The 15137-nt window shown below is 43.0% G+C and carries 17 protein-coding genes; all 17 read right to left on the bottom strand.

Annotation, left to right across the window (positions count from 1 at the left end; all coding sequences use genetic code 11):
• Positions 1-9: 9 nt before the first annotated feature.
• On the bottom strand, positions 10-564 hold the full coding sequence (gene lepB, locus V7654_RS00605; protein WP_335427657.1) for a signal peptidase I: 555 nt from the start codon (positions 562-564) through the stop codon (positions 10-12).
• Positions 565-799: 235 nt separating this feature from the next.
• Positions 800-1144, bottom strand: a complete 345-nt coding sequence (gene rplS, locus V7654_RS00610) for a 50S ribosomal protein L19 (protein ID WP_207498457.1) — start codon at positions 1142-1144, stop codon at positions 800-802.
• Between the two features lie 131 nt (positions 1145-1275).
• The gene (gene trmD / locus V7654_RS00615; protein ID WP_438825237.1) at positions 1276-2016 is read right to left on the bottom strand and encodes a tRNA (guanosine(37)-N1)-methyltransferase TrmD; all 741 of its coding nucleotides are present in this window, start codon (positions 2014-2016) and stop codon (positions 1276-1278) included.
• Positions 2016-2534 (bottom strand): ribosome maturation factor RimM, encoded by a 519-nt coding sequence (gene rimM / locus V7654_RS00620; protein ID WP_335427662.1) that lies wholly within the window; start codon positions 2532-2534, stop codon positions 2016-2018. The genes trmD and rimM overlap by 1 nt, the downstream gene beginning before the upstream one ends.
• A gap of 6 nt (positions 2535-2540) precedes the next feature.
• Positions 2541-2933 (bottom strand): YlqD family protein, encoded by a 393-nt coding sequence (locus V7654_RS00625; RefSeq protein ID WP_335427663.1) that lies wholly within the window; start codon positions 2931-2933, stop codon positions 2541-2543.
• 189 nt (positions 2934-3122) lie between these two features.
• Positions 3123-3353, bottom strand: coding sequence for a KH domain-containing protein (locus V7654_RS00630; protein ID WP_125479141.1), 231 nt, complete (start codon positions 3351-3353; stop codon positions 3123-3125).
• Between the two features lie 14 nt (positions 3354-3367).
• The gene (gene rpsP, locus V7654_RS00635) at positions 3368-3640 is read right to left on the bottom strand and encodes a 30S ribosomal protein S16 (protein WP_207498460.1); all 273 of its coding nucleotides are present in this window, start codon (positions 3638-3640) and stop codon (positions 3368-3370) included.
• 109 nt (positions 3641-3749) lie between these two features.
• Positions 3750-5102, bottom strand: a complete 1353-nt coding sequence (gene ffh, locus V7654_RS00640) for a signal recognition particle protein (RefSeq protein ID WP_335427668.1) — start codon at positions 5100-5102, stop codon at positions 3750-3752.
• A gap of 13 nt (positions 5103-5115) precedes the next feature.
• Positions 5116-5445, bottom strand: coding sequence for a putative DNA-binding protein (locus V7654_RS00645; RefSeq protein ID WP_335427670.1), 330 nt, complete (start codon positions 5443-5445; stop codon positions 5116-5118).
• A gap of 108 nt (positions 5446-5553) precedes the next feature.
• Positions 5554-6552, bottom strand: coding sequence for a signal recognition particle-docking protein FtsY (ftsY, locus tag V7654_RS00650; RefSeq protein ID WP_335427672.1), 999 nt, complete (start codon positions 6550-6552; stop codon positions 5554-5556).
• Positions 6553-6571: 19 nt separating this feature from the next.
• On the bottom strand, positions 6572-10138 hold the full coding sequence (gene smc / locus V7654_RS00655; protein ID WP_335427674.1) for a chromosome segregation protein SMC: 3567 nt from the start codon (positions 10136-10138) through the stop codon (positions 6572-6574).
• Between the two features lie 78 nt (positions 10139-10216).
• Positions 10217-10984: a ribonuclease III gene (rnc, locus tag V7654_RS00660; protein WP_335427676.1), complete on the bottom strand. Its 768-nt coding sequence runs from the start codon at positions 10982-10984 to the stop codon at positions 10217-10219.
• Between the two features lie 238 nt (positions 10985-11222).
• Positions 11223-11456, bottom strand: coding sequence for an acyl carrier protein (locus V7654_RS00665; RefSeq protein WP_335427679.1), 234 nt, complete (start codon positions 11454-11456; stop codon positions 11223-11225).
• Positions 11457-11643: 187 nt separating this feature from the next.
• Positions 11644-12387 (bottom strand): 3-oxoacyl-[acyl-carrier-protein] reductase, encoded by a 744-nt coding sequence (gene fabG, locus V7654_RS00670; RefSeq protein WP_335427681.1) that lies wholly within the window; start codon positions 12385-12387, stop codon positions 11644-11646.
• Positions 12384-13331: an ACP S-malonyltransferase gene (gene fabD / locus V7654_RS00675; protein WP_335427683.1), complete on the bottom strand. Its 948-nt coding sequence runs from the start codon at positions 13329-13331 to the stop codon at positions 12384-12386. Before fabD ends, fabG begins: the two co-directional genes overlap by 4 nt.
• Positions 13332-13350: 19 nt before the next feature.
• A complete protein-coding gene (gene plsX, locus V7654_RS00680; protein ID WP_335427684.1) occupies positions 13351-14349 on the bottom strand; it encodes a phosphate acyltransferase PlsX in 999 nt (332 codons plus the stop codon).
• A 12-nt stretch (positions 14350-14361) separates the two neighbouring features.
• Positions 14362-14931 carry a transcription factor FapR gene (fapR, locus tag V7654_RS00685; RefSeq protein WP_335427686.1) on the bottom strand — a complete coding sequence of 190 codons (570 nt, stop codon included), beginning with the start codon at positions 14929-14931 and terminating at the stop codon, positions 14362-14364.
• Positions 14932-15137 lie beyond the last annotated feature (206 nt).

The following is a 15137-nucleotide window of genomic DNA, read 5'->3' on the forward strand; positions in this document are numbered from 1 at the left end:
AGGCTATTTCTAGTCTATTGTACGCAGATCGTCAATAGGCCAGTAGATGACGTTTGTCTTTCCTAGTACCTTTTCGAACGGAACCGTACCAATATGACGGCTGTCCTTGCTGAATCGGCGGTTATCCCCCATCACAAAAAGTTGACCCTCAGGAACTGTTTCCCTGCCAATTTTCTCTTCAAGGGTAAAAGGATCTGTCAGCGGCCCATCTATCACTTGTTTTTTATATTCTTTCAAGTAAGGTTCTGGATATGCCTTACCATTGACATAAAGTGTGTCATTTTTATATTCGATTCTATCGCCTGGAAGGCCAATCACTCTTTTTATGTAATCTTTGTTTTCAGGCGCATGAAAGACGATGATATCAAATCTTTCTGGCTCCCCTACTTTATAGCTCAGCTTGTTCACAATCATCCGGTCCTGGTCATGCAATGTCGGCATCATTGACAATCCATCAACAACAATCGGTGCAAATAAAAAATATCGAATAACAGCTGCAAGCACTACAGCAATCAATAGGGCTTTCGTCCATTCCCATAATTCGTTTTTCTTCTTCTCAGCCATTCTTTCCCCACCATTCTAAATATAGGTTGTTTGAATACATAACTTTATTTTACATAAGTCAGGCAAGATAAACACGATGGGTGATGAATTTTTAAAAAAACTTAATAATGTTTATCCATTGCATATTTCAAGAAATAGCCGAAGGGGTGTCGTGTAGCATCTTTGATCACTATTAACCCTTCCTTGAGTATGAAAAAGGAGCTTGGCTAGGCAAGCTCCTTTTTTACATTCAATCTTATCGAATTTCTTTAATACGAGCCTTTTTACCACGTAGGTTACGTAGGTAGTAAAGTTTCGCACGGCGTACTTTACCGCGACGGATAACTTCAAGCTTCGCAATTTTTGGTGTGTGAACAGGGAAAGCACGCTCAACGCCTACTCCGTAAGAAACTTTACGTACTGTAAAAGTTTCGCTGATTCCACCACCACGACGCTTAATCACTACACCTTCAAACAACTGGATACGTTCGCGAGTTCCTTCGACAACCTTAACGTGTACACGTACTGTGTCACCAGGACGGAAAGATGGAAGATCAGTGCGAAGTTGTGCTTTTGTGATTTCTTCGATTAATTGTTGCATCGTTTTCATCTCCTCCCACAAATGCTCTTGCAAAACGTTTCATTGCAGCGGAACATCGTTATAAGCGGCATAAGCACGTTCGCTTTAAGCCACAAGAAGTATCTTAACATAAACTAACGCTGACTGCAATATCAATCTTTAAGTTTTGAAAGTTCATCCAACCATTTTTTTTGCTGATCGGTCAGTTCTGCTTCTACGAGCAAATCTGGCCGGCGTGTCAGGGTACGCTTCAAGCTTTCCTTCATGCGCCATTCTTCTATTAAACGATGATTTCCTGAAATCAGTACATCAGGCACCTTCAACCCACGGAAATCAGATGGCCTGGTATAGTGAGGGTGTTCAAGAAGACCCGTGCTGAAAGAGTCCTGGATATGAGATTCTTCACTTCCTAGCACTCCTGGCAGCAGGCGCACGACACTGTCAATGACAACCATGGCACCGAGTTCTCCACCTGTCAGCACATAATCACCAATTGAAATCTCATCGGTAATCACATGTTCACGAATCCGCTCATCATAGCCTTCATAGTGCCCGCAAATAAAAATCAAATGCTCTTCCTTTGCCAGCTCTTCTGCTTTCTTTTGCGTATACCGCTCCCCCTGGGGACACATAAGAATGACCCGTGGCGCCGAGCTTTTCGCACGTTCCTTAAGGTCAGCAACAGCGTCAAAGATCGGCTGCGGCTTAAGGACCATACCTGCACCGCCCCCATATGGATAATCGTCGACAGTTTGATGTTTATTGTCCGCAAAGTCACGGAAGTTCACGACATTATATTGAACTGCCTCTTTTTCAGCAGCTTTTTTCAATATCGAGTGCCCGAAAACACCTTCAAACATTCCCGGAAAGATGGACAGGACATCGATGTGCATCATGACAGAAGCCCTTCCATAGGTTCAATCAGGATGACTTTTTCTTTGACATCGACTTTTTTCACGATGTCTTCGATATAAGGAATGAGAACCTCTTTGCCTTTTCCATCCTTAACCACCCATACATCATTGGCGCCAGGAGTTAAAATTTCAACCACCTTGCCGATTTCTTCCCCTGTTGTTGTAAACATCAGGCAGCCGATAATATCCTGGAAATAAAATTCACCTTCCTCCAGTTTTCCACGCTGGGTTTCAGGAACCTTTAGGATACCGTCCCTTAGCTTTTCAACCTGGTTGACATTGTCATAGCCTTCAAATGTCAGCAAATTAAAGTTTTTATGTGTCCTGTGGCTTTTAACAGTAAGCTCGATAGGCTCCTTTGAACCTGGCAAGGATAAAAGCAAAGTATTGCCTACTTTATAGCGCTCTTCTGGAAAGTCCGTTCTAGAAATAACTCTTACTTCGCCACGGATTCCATGTGTATTAACAATTTTCCCAACATTAAAATATTTTTCCATGCTCAATCACCTCTCGCGTATTTCGGTCACGATTCCGTCTTTCACTATAATAGTCTTTCCCGAAAGGAACTCATCCCATTGATCCCCTTCATTTATTTCGACTAGACCCTGTAATTCTGTTTCTTTTATTTCGCTTCCTAGCGGAAGAATATGTAATTGCTCTATCTGAAAATCCAGCAGTTTGATTTTCTCTTTATGTACCTTGATTTCTTGTTCAAAATGTTTTTTCAAGGTCTCAGGAGGAAATTTTTTAGCTTTCTCAAGCTTTTTCAGTTCAAATCTTAGCTGGTCGCATTCCTTTTGCAGCTGGAGCTTCTTGGAGTGATATTTTTGGTGGACCCTATCCTTGCTTTCTTCTGTAAGTACTTGTTTGACCACGATTGTTTGCAGTACCTTCAAAGCATTTCCCCCTCACGCCCATATATGCAATAATACAGCAGCAATGAAAATGTTCACTTACCAATAATTATATCGTACTTATTTTAAAAAGAAAAAAAGGAGGGTTATCCCCTCCAATTTAAATGCCATTATACAGACAATAGCCTGTACCAGCTGCAGCTTTGCTTAAGCATTACTGAGCGCTGGCTATTATTCGACGATTTCTAAGAAAATCTTCTTTTGCTGTGATGATCCTGCTGCATAGACTACTGTTCGTATCGCCTTTGCAACGCGTCCCTGCTTTCCAATTACTTTGCCCATATCACTTTTGTTGACGGAAAGCTTATAGGTTACGCGCTGATCCTCTTCGTGTACATTTACATGAACATCTTCTGGAAAATCAACAAGGGGTTTCACGATCGTCTCAATTAATTCTTTCATGGGCGCTTCCATAATTACTTGCTAAGCTTAGCGTTGTGGAATTTTTCCATGATACCATGCTTTGAGAACAAGTTGCGCACTGTATCAGATGGTTTAGCTCCGTCTTTAAGCCACTTAAGAACTAACTCTTCGTTAAGTTCAACCTTAGCTGGTTGAGCAACTGGGTTGTAAGTTCCTACAGACTCGATGAAACGGCCATCACGTGGTGAACGTGAATCAGCTACTACAATACGATAGAAAGGAGATTTTTTAGCTCCCATACGTTTTAAACGAATTTTTACTGCCATTTTAAATAAGCACCTCCGAATAGTTTCACACAAGATAGAATAATACCAAATTGAAAACAGCTTGTAAAGGTTTTTTTCTTTACAGCATGATTTTTCCTCAAATTACATGTTAAAAAGGATTGAAAGGCAATTTAAATCCGCCTTTTTTCTTACCTTTTTGCTGCATGTTCGTCATCTGTTTCATCATCTTTTTCATGTCTTCGAACTGCTTGAGCAGGCGATTTACTTCCTGGATGGAAGTGCCGCTGCCCTTGGCGATCCTCTTCCGCCTGTGGGCATTGATGATTTCTGGATGCGTTTTTTCATTCTTCGTCATCGACTGGATGATCGCCTCAACATGAGAAATCTGTTTTTCATCGATTTGAAGATTGTTCATGCCTTTGATTTTATTAGCGCCAGGCATCATTTTAAGGATTTCATCCAAAGGCCCCATTTTCCTTACCTGTCCAAGCTGATCCAGGAAGTCGTCCAGGGTGAATGATGCAGTACGCATTTTTTTCTCAAGCTCTTTTGCTTTTTCCTCATCGACGTTCGCCTGAGCTTTTTCAATAAGGGTAAGCACATCGCCCATACCAAGGATACGGGATGCCATCCTCTCAGGATGGAAAGGTTCAAGAGCGTCCAGCTTTTCGCCTAAACCGACAAATTTGATCGGCGTATTTGTCACGGCACGGATTGAAAGTGCAGCACCGCCTCGTGTATCGCCATCAAGTTTTGTCAGGACAACGCCTGTAAGTCCGAGCTGTTCATTGAAGCTTTGCGCTACATTCACAGCATCCTGACCTGTCATCGCATCGACTACAAGGAAGATTTCATCTGGCTTTGAGAGCTCTTTAATTTGCTTAAGCTCATCCATCAGATTTTCATCGACATGCAGACGACCTGCTGTATCGATTAGAACATAGTCATTATGGTCTTCCTTTGCCTTAGCGATTGCCTGTTTGGCAATTTCCACAGGGCTGACCTGATCGCCAAGCGAAAATACTGGCATGCTTAACTGCTTGCCCAGCGTTTCCAGCTGTTTGATTGCAGCTGGACGATATATATCCGCTGCAACAAGCAAGGGCATGCGGTTATATTTTTTGCGCAAAAGATTGGCAAGCTTACCGGTTGTGGTCGTTTTACCTGCCCCTTGAAGTCCGACCATCATAATGACTGTCGGAGGTCGGTTGGAGGCTGCAATCTTGCTTTGCTCGCCGCCCATCAACGCGGTTAATTCTTCTTTAACAACCTTTATAACCTGCTGGCCGGGAGTAAGGCTTTTCACTACTTCCTGACCGATTGCCCGTTCAGTGACTTTTTTTACAAAGTCTTTAACTACTTTAAAGTTAACGTCGGCCTCAAGCAGCGCCAGACGGACCTCTCGCATCATTTCTTTAACATCCGCTTCTGTAACCTTGCCTTTTCCGCGGATTTTTTGCATTGTATTTTGCAGTCGGTCGGCCAATCCTTCAAATGCCATTTCATGCGCCTCCCTAGTCTAATTTCTCAAGCTCGGCTACCATTTCACTTAAAGCCTGGTTGTCCGGACCATCACCCAGCAGAACTTTCATTTTTGAAATCAGTTCACTGCGTTTCAGGAATTTCTCGAACAACAACAGCTTCTCTTCGTATTCCTCAAGCATCGCTTCCGTTCGTTTGATGTTGTCGTATACAGCCTGGCGGCTAACATCATACTCGTCGGCGATTTCGCCAAGGGAATAGTCATCAAGATAGTAAAGGGCCATGTAACTGCTTTGTTTAGGAGTTAATAATGCCTGATAAAAATCGTACAAATAATTCATGCGGTTCGTTTTCTCAAGCATTTCGATTCCCCCATGTTAAGTGAAATACCTTTACATAAAGACAGTTTACACAGGTTCAACTTTTCTGTCAAGAAAAGTTCTTTACAGCAAGATGCTGGTAAATCAGTATTATTCAGCCGTTTTTTCTTCCTCTGCTAGGTCTGCGAACAGTCCGTATACATATCTTTCAGCATCGAATTCCTGGAGGTCATCCATCTTTTCACCAAGGCCTACGAATTTAACCGGAATGTCGAGTTCATTGCGAATCGCAATGACGATTCCGCCTTTAGCTGTGCCATCAAGCTTAGTAAGGACGATCCCGCTAACTTCTGTTGTTTCTTTGAACGTCTTTGCCTGAATCAATGCATTTTGCCCTGTAGTTGCATCAAGAACTAGCAGCACTTCATGCGGAGCACCTGGGACTTCACGTTCGATAACGCGCTTAACCTTTTCTAGTTCCTTCATCAAATTGACCTTATTTTGAAGGCGGCCTGCTGTATCGCAAAGCAAAATGTCTGCCTTGCGTGACTTTGCAGACTGTACAGCATCATACATTACAGCCGCAGGATCAGAGCCTTCTGCTTGCTTGATGACATCCACACCTACACGTTCGCCCCAAACCTCAAGCTGTTCAATTGCACCTGCACGGAATGTATCTCCCGCAGCCAGAAGAACGTTTTTGCCTTCACTCTTGAATTTATGAGCCAACTTTCCAATAGTAGTCGTTTTGCCGACGCCATTTACGCCTACGAATAAAATGACAGTCAGGGCATTTTCCTGGATGTTCAGGTCAAATGATTCATCGCTAGCTCCACCCTGGTATATGTCAACAAGCTTTTCGGAAATGACAGCCTGAACCTCTTTAGTGTCCTGGATATTCCGTCGTTTAACTTCTTTCTTGAGCTCCTCGATTAATTCCATAACCGTCTCAAAACCAACATCGGCCTGGATTAAAATTTCCTCAAGCTCTTCGAAGAACTCCTCGTCCACTTTACGGTAACGGGAGACCAAATCATTGACCTTTCCTGAAAAGCTATCTCTTGTTTTCGTCAAGCCCTCTTTAAATTTCTCTGTTACACTCTCGGTTTGTGTCGTTAATTTTTCTTTTAATTTCTTAAAAAAACTCACGGTTCCATCGCCTTTCTGGTTACGATTTTACTAGTTCCTTTGAATCCTCAAGCCGGACTGACACTAGCTTGGAAACTCCTGACTCCTGCATTGTGACACCATAGAGGACATCCGCTTCTTCCATTGTACCCTTGCGGTGAGTGATTACGATGAATTGCGTTTCAGCGCTGTACTTCTTCAAATATTGACTGAATCTGTATACGTTTGCCTCATCCAATGCCGCTTCTACCTCATCGAGAATGCAGAATGGGACAGGACGGACCTTCAAGATCGAGAATAGAAGTGCGATTGCCGTCAATGCACGTTCTCCGCCAGAGAGGAGCCCTAGGTTTTGCAGTTTCTTGCCCGGAGGCTGCGCCACTATTTCTACACCAGTATTCAGTAAATCGTCCGGCTGTGTAAGCTTCAAGTCTGCTCTGCCGCCGCCAAACAATGCCTGGAATACTGATTCAAAGTGTGAGCGGATCGCTGTGAAGGTTTGTTCAAACCTCTTCTTCATTTCAATATCCATTTCTTCAATTACCAGGAATAGTGTATCCTTTGCTTCTTGAAGGTCATTCTTCTGCTCCAGCAAGAATTCGTATCGTTCTGAAACTCGCTCATATTCTTCTATTGCGCCAAGATTCACTGCGCCAAGTTCTTCGATGGCCAATTTGATAAGCTTGACCTTTCTTCTCGCTTCATCCGCAGGTATCGTTAATGGATATTGCTCTTTAGCTGCCTCATAGGAAAGCAGATACTCCTCACGAAGATGGGCAAGCTTATTGTCCAGTTCAACGTCAAGCCTGTTAAGCTTTACTTCTTCATCCTTCAGCACTTCATTTACACCTTTTAACAGCCTTCTTAATTCCTTGGATTCCAGTTCCTGATCTTCAAGCTTGTTCTGCAGCTCAAGGCGTTCGTTCCTTCTGGAAGCTATAAGCTTAAGAGTTTCGTTTTTATCCTGAAGCTTTCTTTTTGCGGCGTCTTCAAGCTGCATTTCACCAGATGAACTGTCAGTCATTTCAGATGATAGCAAGGATAAATCGTCTTTAAAGAGTTCAAGTTTCTTCGTTTGGTCCTCAGCTTGCAATATAGCTGAATCAAGCTTTTCCCTCACATGGGAAAGCTGCTCCTTCTTCGCTGCAAGACTTATCTTTAAGTCGCTGATTTCGGTTACCAGACTTTCTTTTGAAGTAGAATTCGAGGTTTTCAGCTCGGTCAGGCGGGCAATTTCTTTATCAAACCCTCCAAGGTCCTCCTGATACTTACCTAACATTTTTGAAAGCTCAAGCAATCTTGCTTCAAGCTTTTCCTTATCTGAATCAAGCTGAGTTTTCTCAGAATCATAGACAGATAAACGCTCATTAATGTTTTTCTGTTCTAGCTCCACTTCTCGCAAATCACCTTTTAGTGTTTGCTCCTTCAAGCGAAGGTCTTCACCTTTTTTGCGCAGCTCCTCTAGGCTTGTTTCGCCGGATTGCACTTCAGATTTCAATGACTTCACACGCGATTCAAGTAAGCTTGTCTTTTCTTCCATTTCAACAAGCTTTTTAGTCAAATCTTCAAGCTCACCTTTACGGCTAAGCAGGGAAGAAGATTTTTGCTTTACGGCTCCTCCCGTCATCGATCCTCCAGGATTGACAACATCCCCTTCTAGAGTGACGATTCTGCTTCGATATTGAAGGATTTTGGCAATCTCGTTGGCACCTTTTAAATCCTTTGCAACGACAACATTTCCTAATAGGCTCTTAACGACCTCCGCATATTTTTCATTGAACTGAACCAAATCAGCCGCAGTCCCGATATATGATTCATGACTGGAAAGCATCGTAAGCTGTGATACAGCTAATGATTTTCCTTTAATGATACTTAGTGGCAGGAATGTTGCCCTGCCGAACGATTTTTGCTTGAGATATTGGATTGCCGCTCTTGCATTCTCCTCTGATTGCACAACAATATGCTGCATTGAGCCGCCAAGTGCGGTTTCAATAGCAGTTTCATACTGTTTCGGAACTTGCACAAGCTCTGCAATGGCACCTTCAATTCCCTTAAGGCGTCCATCCCTTGCCTTTAATACCTCTTTTACTCCCTGGAAAAAGCCTGAATAATCTTCTTCCATTTCCTCCAGCATTTCTTTTTTGGATCTCGCCTGCTGCAAAAACTGATATGCCTGATAGAGAGTTTTCTCTTGTTTTTGATAATTATTTTTTAACGATTCTAGCTTTCTTTGTTCATCAAAATAAAGCCTCGCCTGCTCCTCAAGCTCCTGTCGTGACGCGGCCACCTTTTTCTCGATCTCCGCTTTCTTAGCGTTTATTTCATCACGGACAGTGACATAACGATCATTTTCAGTGTCCAGCCTGGAGCCTTTTGCAGACTGCTGCTGGAGCTGCTGCTCAATATAAATTTTTTCGTTTTTTGCGCTTGCCTGCTGGTTCAATACCTCGATGTAATCGCTCTTGATTGAATCAATTTTAAGTTCTACATCTTCACTGTAAAGCTTCAGCTGTTCCTGCTTTTCTCCTAGTGTCTTCTGAAGGTATGCAGCATCACGTGCTAGATCACCAGCTGTCTTCTCATATTCTTGCTTCTGTTTATCGAGCTGAGCGATGGATTCCGTAAGTTCTTCAATGTTTTTCTCGAGCTGCCCTTTATTCTGTGAAGCGTTTTTCTTTCGCTCCTTCAGGACCTCTCTTCTTCCTTCCAGCTTTTCGAGCTCCTCGCTTGCATGCAGAAGAACATTTTGGAGATCGCTTACTGACTCATCCAAAGCTGCTAAATGATCTCGCATTTTTTCGATTTCCGCTTCTTTTTTCTGAAGCTCAGCAGACTGTTTGATTTCATCTTCCTTATGCTGCTCGAGCTGTTTGGATAGCTTTTCCCAGCGGCCATGCAATTCCTCAACTTCATATGCCGTCAAGGCAACCTCAATTTTTTCTAATTCTTCCTTTTGCTGAAGATAATCCTTCGCGATCGATGCCTGAATCTTTAAAGGCTCAACCTGACCTTCTAATTCATGGATGATATCCGTTACCCTGTTCAAATTTTCCTGGGTTTCAAATAGCTTGCTTTCGGCTTTCTTTTTCCGAGATTTATATTTAAGCACACCAGCAGCCTCTTCAAATATCGTCCTGCGATCCTCCGGCTTGCTGTTGAGAATCTCCTCAACTCTCCCCTGGCTGATAATCGAAAAGGCTTCACGGCCAAGACCCGAGTCCATAAACAAATCAACGATATCCTTCAGCCGGCAATTTTGTTTATTAATCAAATATTCGCTGTCCCCCGAACGGTAGACACGCCTTGTCACACTCACTTCATTGTAGTCTAACGGCAATGATTGGTCTTCGTTATCAAGGGTTAGCGTTACTTCGGCAAAATTCAGCGGCTTCCGTGAATCGCTTCCGGCAAAAATGATATCCTCCATTTTTGATCCGCGGAGCGATTTGGCTGATTGCTCACCCAAAACCCAGCGGATTGAATCCGTAATATTGCTTTTCCCGCTCCCATTTGGCCCGACTACAGCGGTCACACCAGGGACAAACTCAACCGAAATCCTTTCAGCAAAGGACTTAAAGCCGACCACATCTAATCGTTTTAAAAACAATATTGCTCTCCCTTTCCAGTTAAACTTATTCTAAGGTGTCAGATTTCTGTTATCAGTAATACGAAAAAACTGCAGATTTTAATTGTCTTTTTGTTCGGCAACGGATTCTATATGTGCTTTAAGCTTTTCCAGCGCCATTTGGGCAGCATGCTGTTCTGCTTCCTTCTTGGACCGGCCCGTTCCTGTTCCTAGCTCTTCGCCGTTTAAAAACACACGAGATTCGAATTCCCGGCTATGGGCTGGCCCAATTTCCTTTAGGATCCGGTATTCAAGCGACCCTGCGCCGTCCCGCTGGACCAGTTCCTGAAGCTGGCTTTTAAAATCCATCACATGAGAAAAAGCACCGTCATTAATCTTCGGAAACACGATTTTTTCAAGGTATGTCGTGACTGTTTCAATCCCTTTATCTAAATACAAGGCACCGATGAATGCTTCAAAGACATCAGCCAAAAGAGCCGGTCTTGTACGGCCGCCTGTCATTTCTTCGCCCTTGCCAAGGAGGACAAGCTCACCAAATGAAAGTTCATTGGCAAATGCCACAAGCGACGGCTCACAAACAACTGCAGCACGCAGCTTCGTCAGCTCCCCTTCGCTCATCATCGGATACTTTTTAAATAAGAATTGGGATACAGTCAATTCCAACACAGCGTCTCCAAGAAATTCAAGCCTCTCATTATCTTCATGAGGCTTCCTGCGATGCTCATTCACATAGGATGAATGCGTAAAGGCCTGTTTTAAAAGTTTTTCACTTTCAAAATGAATTCCAAGTTGGTCCTGAAATCCTTTGAATTTATTTTCCTTTGCGCGGATGTTCCTTTTATCTCTTTCTCTTCCGTTGTTGCGCATGTTTACTCCACCTTGCTCATAATTTAAAGATGATTTCGTATAAATTGTTGATTATAGTGCAAAAAGCAACAAAGTTTACGAAAAGAGCTCTTATACAGACTACTAACAGTTTACAAAAAAAAACGCCTATAAAGCAAAAAAACTTCGCTTTATTCCAGCAGCTTCCTTGAAAGGATATCTTTTATTTACATAAGAAAGCCCCGTTTAATTAAACGGAGCTTCTTAACAAATCCAACAGTTACATTTGGCTATTTATGTAATTCACAGCGTCACCAACTGAAGCGATTTTTTCAGCATCATCATCAGAAATTTCCGTGTTGAACTCGTCTTCTAATTCCATTACTAATTCAACAACATCTAGGGAATCAGCACCAAGGTCATCTTTAAAAGATGCTTCCAAAGTTACTTGAGATTCATCTACTCCCAAACGGTCAACAATAATTTTTGTTACACGTTCTAAAACATCTGCCATGCTCGTTCACCTCCCCTCAAGCAATTATAGATGATTTCATTTAAATAATAAATGGCTGCCAGCTTATTTCAAAAAAATTATGGCTTTTCCATTAAAAAACTTCTATTTTATTTTGATTTTAATATAGGTTTTGACTGATCATGCAATGAAAAATAAGAATATTCTTCCAAGCACTCCTGATCAATACCTACATAACCATTCCGCCGTTTATGTTGAGGGTCTGGCCTGTAATATAATTGCTGTCTTCTGATGCAAGAAACACGACTGCGCGGGCAATATCCTTTGGCTCACCGAAACGAGCAAGCGGAATCTGCTTCAGCATTTCAGCCGTAACTTCCTCATTCAGCTTATCAGTCATATCAGTGGTAATAAAGCCTGGAGCGATAGCATTCACTGTAATCCCCCTGGAGGATAGCTCCTTCGCAGCCGTCTTCGTCAGCCCGATTACCCCAGATTTTGCGGCTACATAGTTAGCTTGCCCTGCATTTCCGCTTACACCGACAACAGAAGAGATATTGATGATCCGGCCGCTGCGCTGCTTCATCATCTGTCTGGTAACCGCTTTTGTGCAAAGGAAAACGCCTTTTAGGTTAATGTTGATAACATCATCCCATTCTGACTCTTTCATCCGCATTAATAGATTATCCTTTGTTATACCCGCATTATTAACAAGTATGTCAAGCTTCCCAAAACGTTCTACAGCTTCTTTCACCATTTCATTCACTGAATCAGAGTTTGATACGTCCGCCTGGATAGCAAACGCCTCTCGTCCCAGCGCTTTAATTTCGTCAACCAATTCCAGCGCCTTTGCTTCACTTCCTGCATAATTGACTGCAACTGAAGCACCTTCCCTAGCCAGTTCAAAAGCGATTTCACGGCCGATTCCCCTGGAAGCACCTGTTACAAGCGCAACTTTTCCTTCTAGTCTCATTCCGTTTCCTCCTTCAACGCAGCGACAGCCGCGGCACAAGTTTCATGGTCATATATTGCAAATGTCCGTGCTGAGCGGTCCACTTTCTTTACCAATCCCGATAGGACTTTCCCTGGGCCGATTTCGATGAACGTATCTACGCCTAGCTCAAGCATCTTTGCCACCGAATCTTCCCATAGCACTGGTGAATATAGCTGTTCGATCAGTCTCTTTTTGATCTCTGCCGCATCCAACATCGGCTCTGCTGTTACATTGCCAATTATTTGGACATGAGCATTATTAAGTGAAATGCTGTCGAGGATAGCCTCGAATCTTACGGCTGCAGGCTTCATGAGTGAAGAATGGAACGGGCCGCTAACATCCAGCGGAATCACTCGCTTCGCACCGCCTTCCTTTGCTTTTGCAGAGGCTTCCTCTACACCTTTCCTCGAGCCTGAGATCACGATTTGCCCTGGGCAGTTCAGATTAGCAAGTTGTACAGGATGGCCCTCGGCAGAAACTGTTTCAGTGACATCCAGCAGCTTTTCACGGTCCATCCCAAGCACAGCAGCCATTGATCCTTCACCATTCGGAACTGCCTCTTCCATAAACTCACCGCGCTTGCGGACGGCGTAAACAGCATCCTCAAAGGACAGTGCTCCTGAAGCGACCAAAGCAGAATATTCACCAAGGCTGTGGCCTGCAGTAAAATCTGGTTTTATACCAAACTGACTGAAATAATTCAGGATCGCTATACTGGTAGTTAGCAATGCTGGCTGAGCATTCGTAGTCAGCGTCAGCTTCTCCTGTGGACCTTCGAAAATCAATCTGCTTAAACTTTCTCCAAGAACCTCGTCAGCTTTTTTGAATGTTTCAGAGACTGCCTGGTCATTTGCTGCAAGAGCTTGTCCCATCCCTACAGTTTGCGATCCCTGCCCAGGAAACAAAAACGCGATTTTCCCCATGGAAGATCCCCCTTTACTCTTAAAGTTTTATTCCTTGTCTCTTTTCGATTGCGGCTTTGATGGTTCCGGAAACATCATTTTCTACCATTTCCCTTGCCTGGCGAATAGAATTGAATACTGCGTTTGCATCAGAAGATCCATGCGCTTTAATTACTGGGGCTTTCAGGCCAAATAGACCAGCACCGCCATATTCAGTATAATCCATTTTATTCTTCAGTACTGCTAAGTCTGGTTTTAAAACAGCAGCAGCCATCTTGCTTTTAAAGCTTGAAGTGAGAGCGGTTTTCAACATTTTAAACACAGACATTGCTGTTCCTTCGATTGTCTTTAATACCATATTTCCAGTAAAGCCATCGGCTACCACAACATCTGCTGCACCATCTAGCAGATCCCTTGATTCTACATTGCCGATGAAGTTAATGTCTGCATCCTTTAGCAATTCGAATGTGTTCCTGACAAGTTCATTGCCTTTTTTCTCTTCTGTTCCTATATTCAACAGCCCTACTCGGGGGCGGGAGATTCCTCTCGCCTTCTCGCTGTATATTGAGCCCATGATCGCATATTGGACAAGGTGTTCAGGCTTAGCATCAGCATTCGCGCCAACATCCAGAAGTAAGAAGCCTTCTCCGCCAACGGTCGGAAGTGTTGGTGCAAGGGCAGGACGTTCAATACCTTCGATCCGGCCGACAATAAATAAACCTGCCGCCATCAACGCTCCTGTATTTCCAGCAGAAATGCAGGCATCGGCATGGCCATCAGCAACCTGCTGTGCTGCAAGAACCATGGATGCCGTCTTCTTTCTGCGTACCGCCCTAACTGGCTCATCTGTACCAAGGATCACTTCTTCTGTATGAAGAATTTCAATCCTCTCTTCATTCGTTAAATGTTCCCTGATTTTTTTCTCGTCTCCGACAAGGACGATATGTACATCTTTATAATTCTCGATTGCTTTCATCGCTCCGAGGACGATTTCTTTTGGTGCATTATCTCCGCCCATAGCGTCTACTGCAAGCCTCATTGCTTTCATCCCTTACTTTTCATTTTTAGATCGATACATTTCAAACTCACCCTTAAATACGAGTTCATTATTCACATAGCTAAGTACTTCAACGTTGGTCCTGCCATTGTGACTGTCAATATTGGTGACTCTCGCTTTTGCAATTACTCGCTCACCCTCTTTGACTGACCTGGTGAACTGGATATTCGCCTTCGCCGTAAGGGCCAATTCATCATTGATGACTGCTACAGCCAGGGAATTTGCCTGAGCAAATAAATGATGACCCCTGGCAATTTTATTGCGTTTAAATACATGTTCTCTTTTTATGTCAAGAATCGAAATTGCGCTTTTATCTAGTTCTATATCAATAATCTCACCTATTACTTCTTCAAGAGGCAGCGAACGGACTTCATCTTCGAAACGTTTTTCAGCAACGTTCTTAATTCTTTCCCTTAATTCAGGGATTGATAATTCAAGTCGGTCCAGCCTGATTGTCTGGATGCTGACAGTAAATTTCTCAGCCAGCTCTTCATCAGTGATAAATGGATTTTCTTTTATCGTTTCAGTCAACATAGACTGCCGTTCTTTTTTGTTACGCTTCATTACTTCTAACACCGCCCGAGCTATTAAGACTAGGTACTAATAGTAGTATATATACTATGAAATAAGATTGCAAGAAAAAATATACTGTTGCTTTAATCCATGAAAGCTAATACCGAAAAAGCAGATCCTAGCAGGATCTGCTCAGGCTATGGACAAACTCGGAAAAGCAAGTTTGTCTATAGCTTTTTTATTTAGTTGATCTATAA

This window comes from Bacillus sp. JJ1609 (assembly GCF_036967045.1).
Classification (GTDB): domain Bacteria; phylum Bacillota; class Bacilli; order Bacillales; family Cytobacillaceae; genus Mesobacillus.

Excerpts from the sequence above, each read along its gene's own strand:
- trmD (WP_438825237.1), bottom strand. The coding sequence starts at position 2,016 with ATGCACATCGATGTCCTGTCCATCTTTCCGGGAATGTTTGAAGGTGTT.
- rpsP (WP_207498460.1), bottom strand. The coding sequence starts at position 3,640 with ATGGCAGTAAAAATTCGTTTAAAACGTATGGGAGCTAAAAAATCTCCT.
- V7654_RS00665 (WP_335427679.1), bottom strand. The coding sequence starts at position 11,456 with ATGGCAGATGTTTTAGAACGTGTAACAAAAATTATTGTTGACCGTTTG.
- ffh (WP_335427668.1), bottom strand. The coding sequence starts at position 5,102 with ATGGCATTTGAAGGATTGGCCGACCGACTGCAAAATACAATGCAAAAA.
- fapR (WP_335427686.1), bottom strand. The coding sequence starts at position 14,931 with ATGAAGCGTAACAAAAAAGAACGGCAGTCTATGTTGACTGAAACGATA.
- fabG (WP_335427681.1), bottom strand. The coding sequence starts at position 12,387 with ATGAGACTAGAAGGAAAAGTTGCGCTTGTAACAGGTGCTTCCAGGGGA.
- rplS (WP_207498457.1), bottom strand. The coding sequence starts at position 1,144 with ATGCAACAATTAATCGAAGAAATCACAAAAGCACAACTTCGCACTGAT.
- rimM (WP_335427662.1), bottom strand. The coding sequence starts at position 2,534 with ATGGAAAAATATTTTAATGTTGGGAAAATTGTTAATACACATGGAATC.
- lepB (WP_335427657.1), bottom strand. The coding sequence starts at position 564 with ATGGCTGAGAAGAAGAAAAACGAATTATGGGAATGGACGAAAGCCCTA.
- rnc (WP_335427676.1), bottom strand. The coding sequence starts at position 10,984 with ATGCGCAACAACGGAAGAGAAAGAGATAAAAGGAACATCCGCGCAAAG.
- plsX (WP_335427684.1), bottom strand. The coding sequence starts at position 14,349 with ATGAGGCTTGCAGTAGACGCTATGGGCGGAGATAATGCACCAAAAGAA.
- fabD (WP_335427683.1), bottom strand. The coding sequence starts at position 13,331 with ATGGGGAAAATCGCGTTTTTGTTTCCTGGGCAGGGATCGCAAACTGTA.
- V7654_RS00630 (WP_125479141.1), bottom strand. The coding sequence starts at position 3,353 with ATGAAAGAATTAATTGAGACGATCGTGAAACCCCTTGTTGATTTTCCA.
- V7654_RS00645 (WP_335427670.1), bottom strand. The coding sequence starts at position 5,445 with ATGCTTGAGAAAACGAACCGCATGAATTATTTGTACGATTTTTATCAG.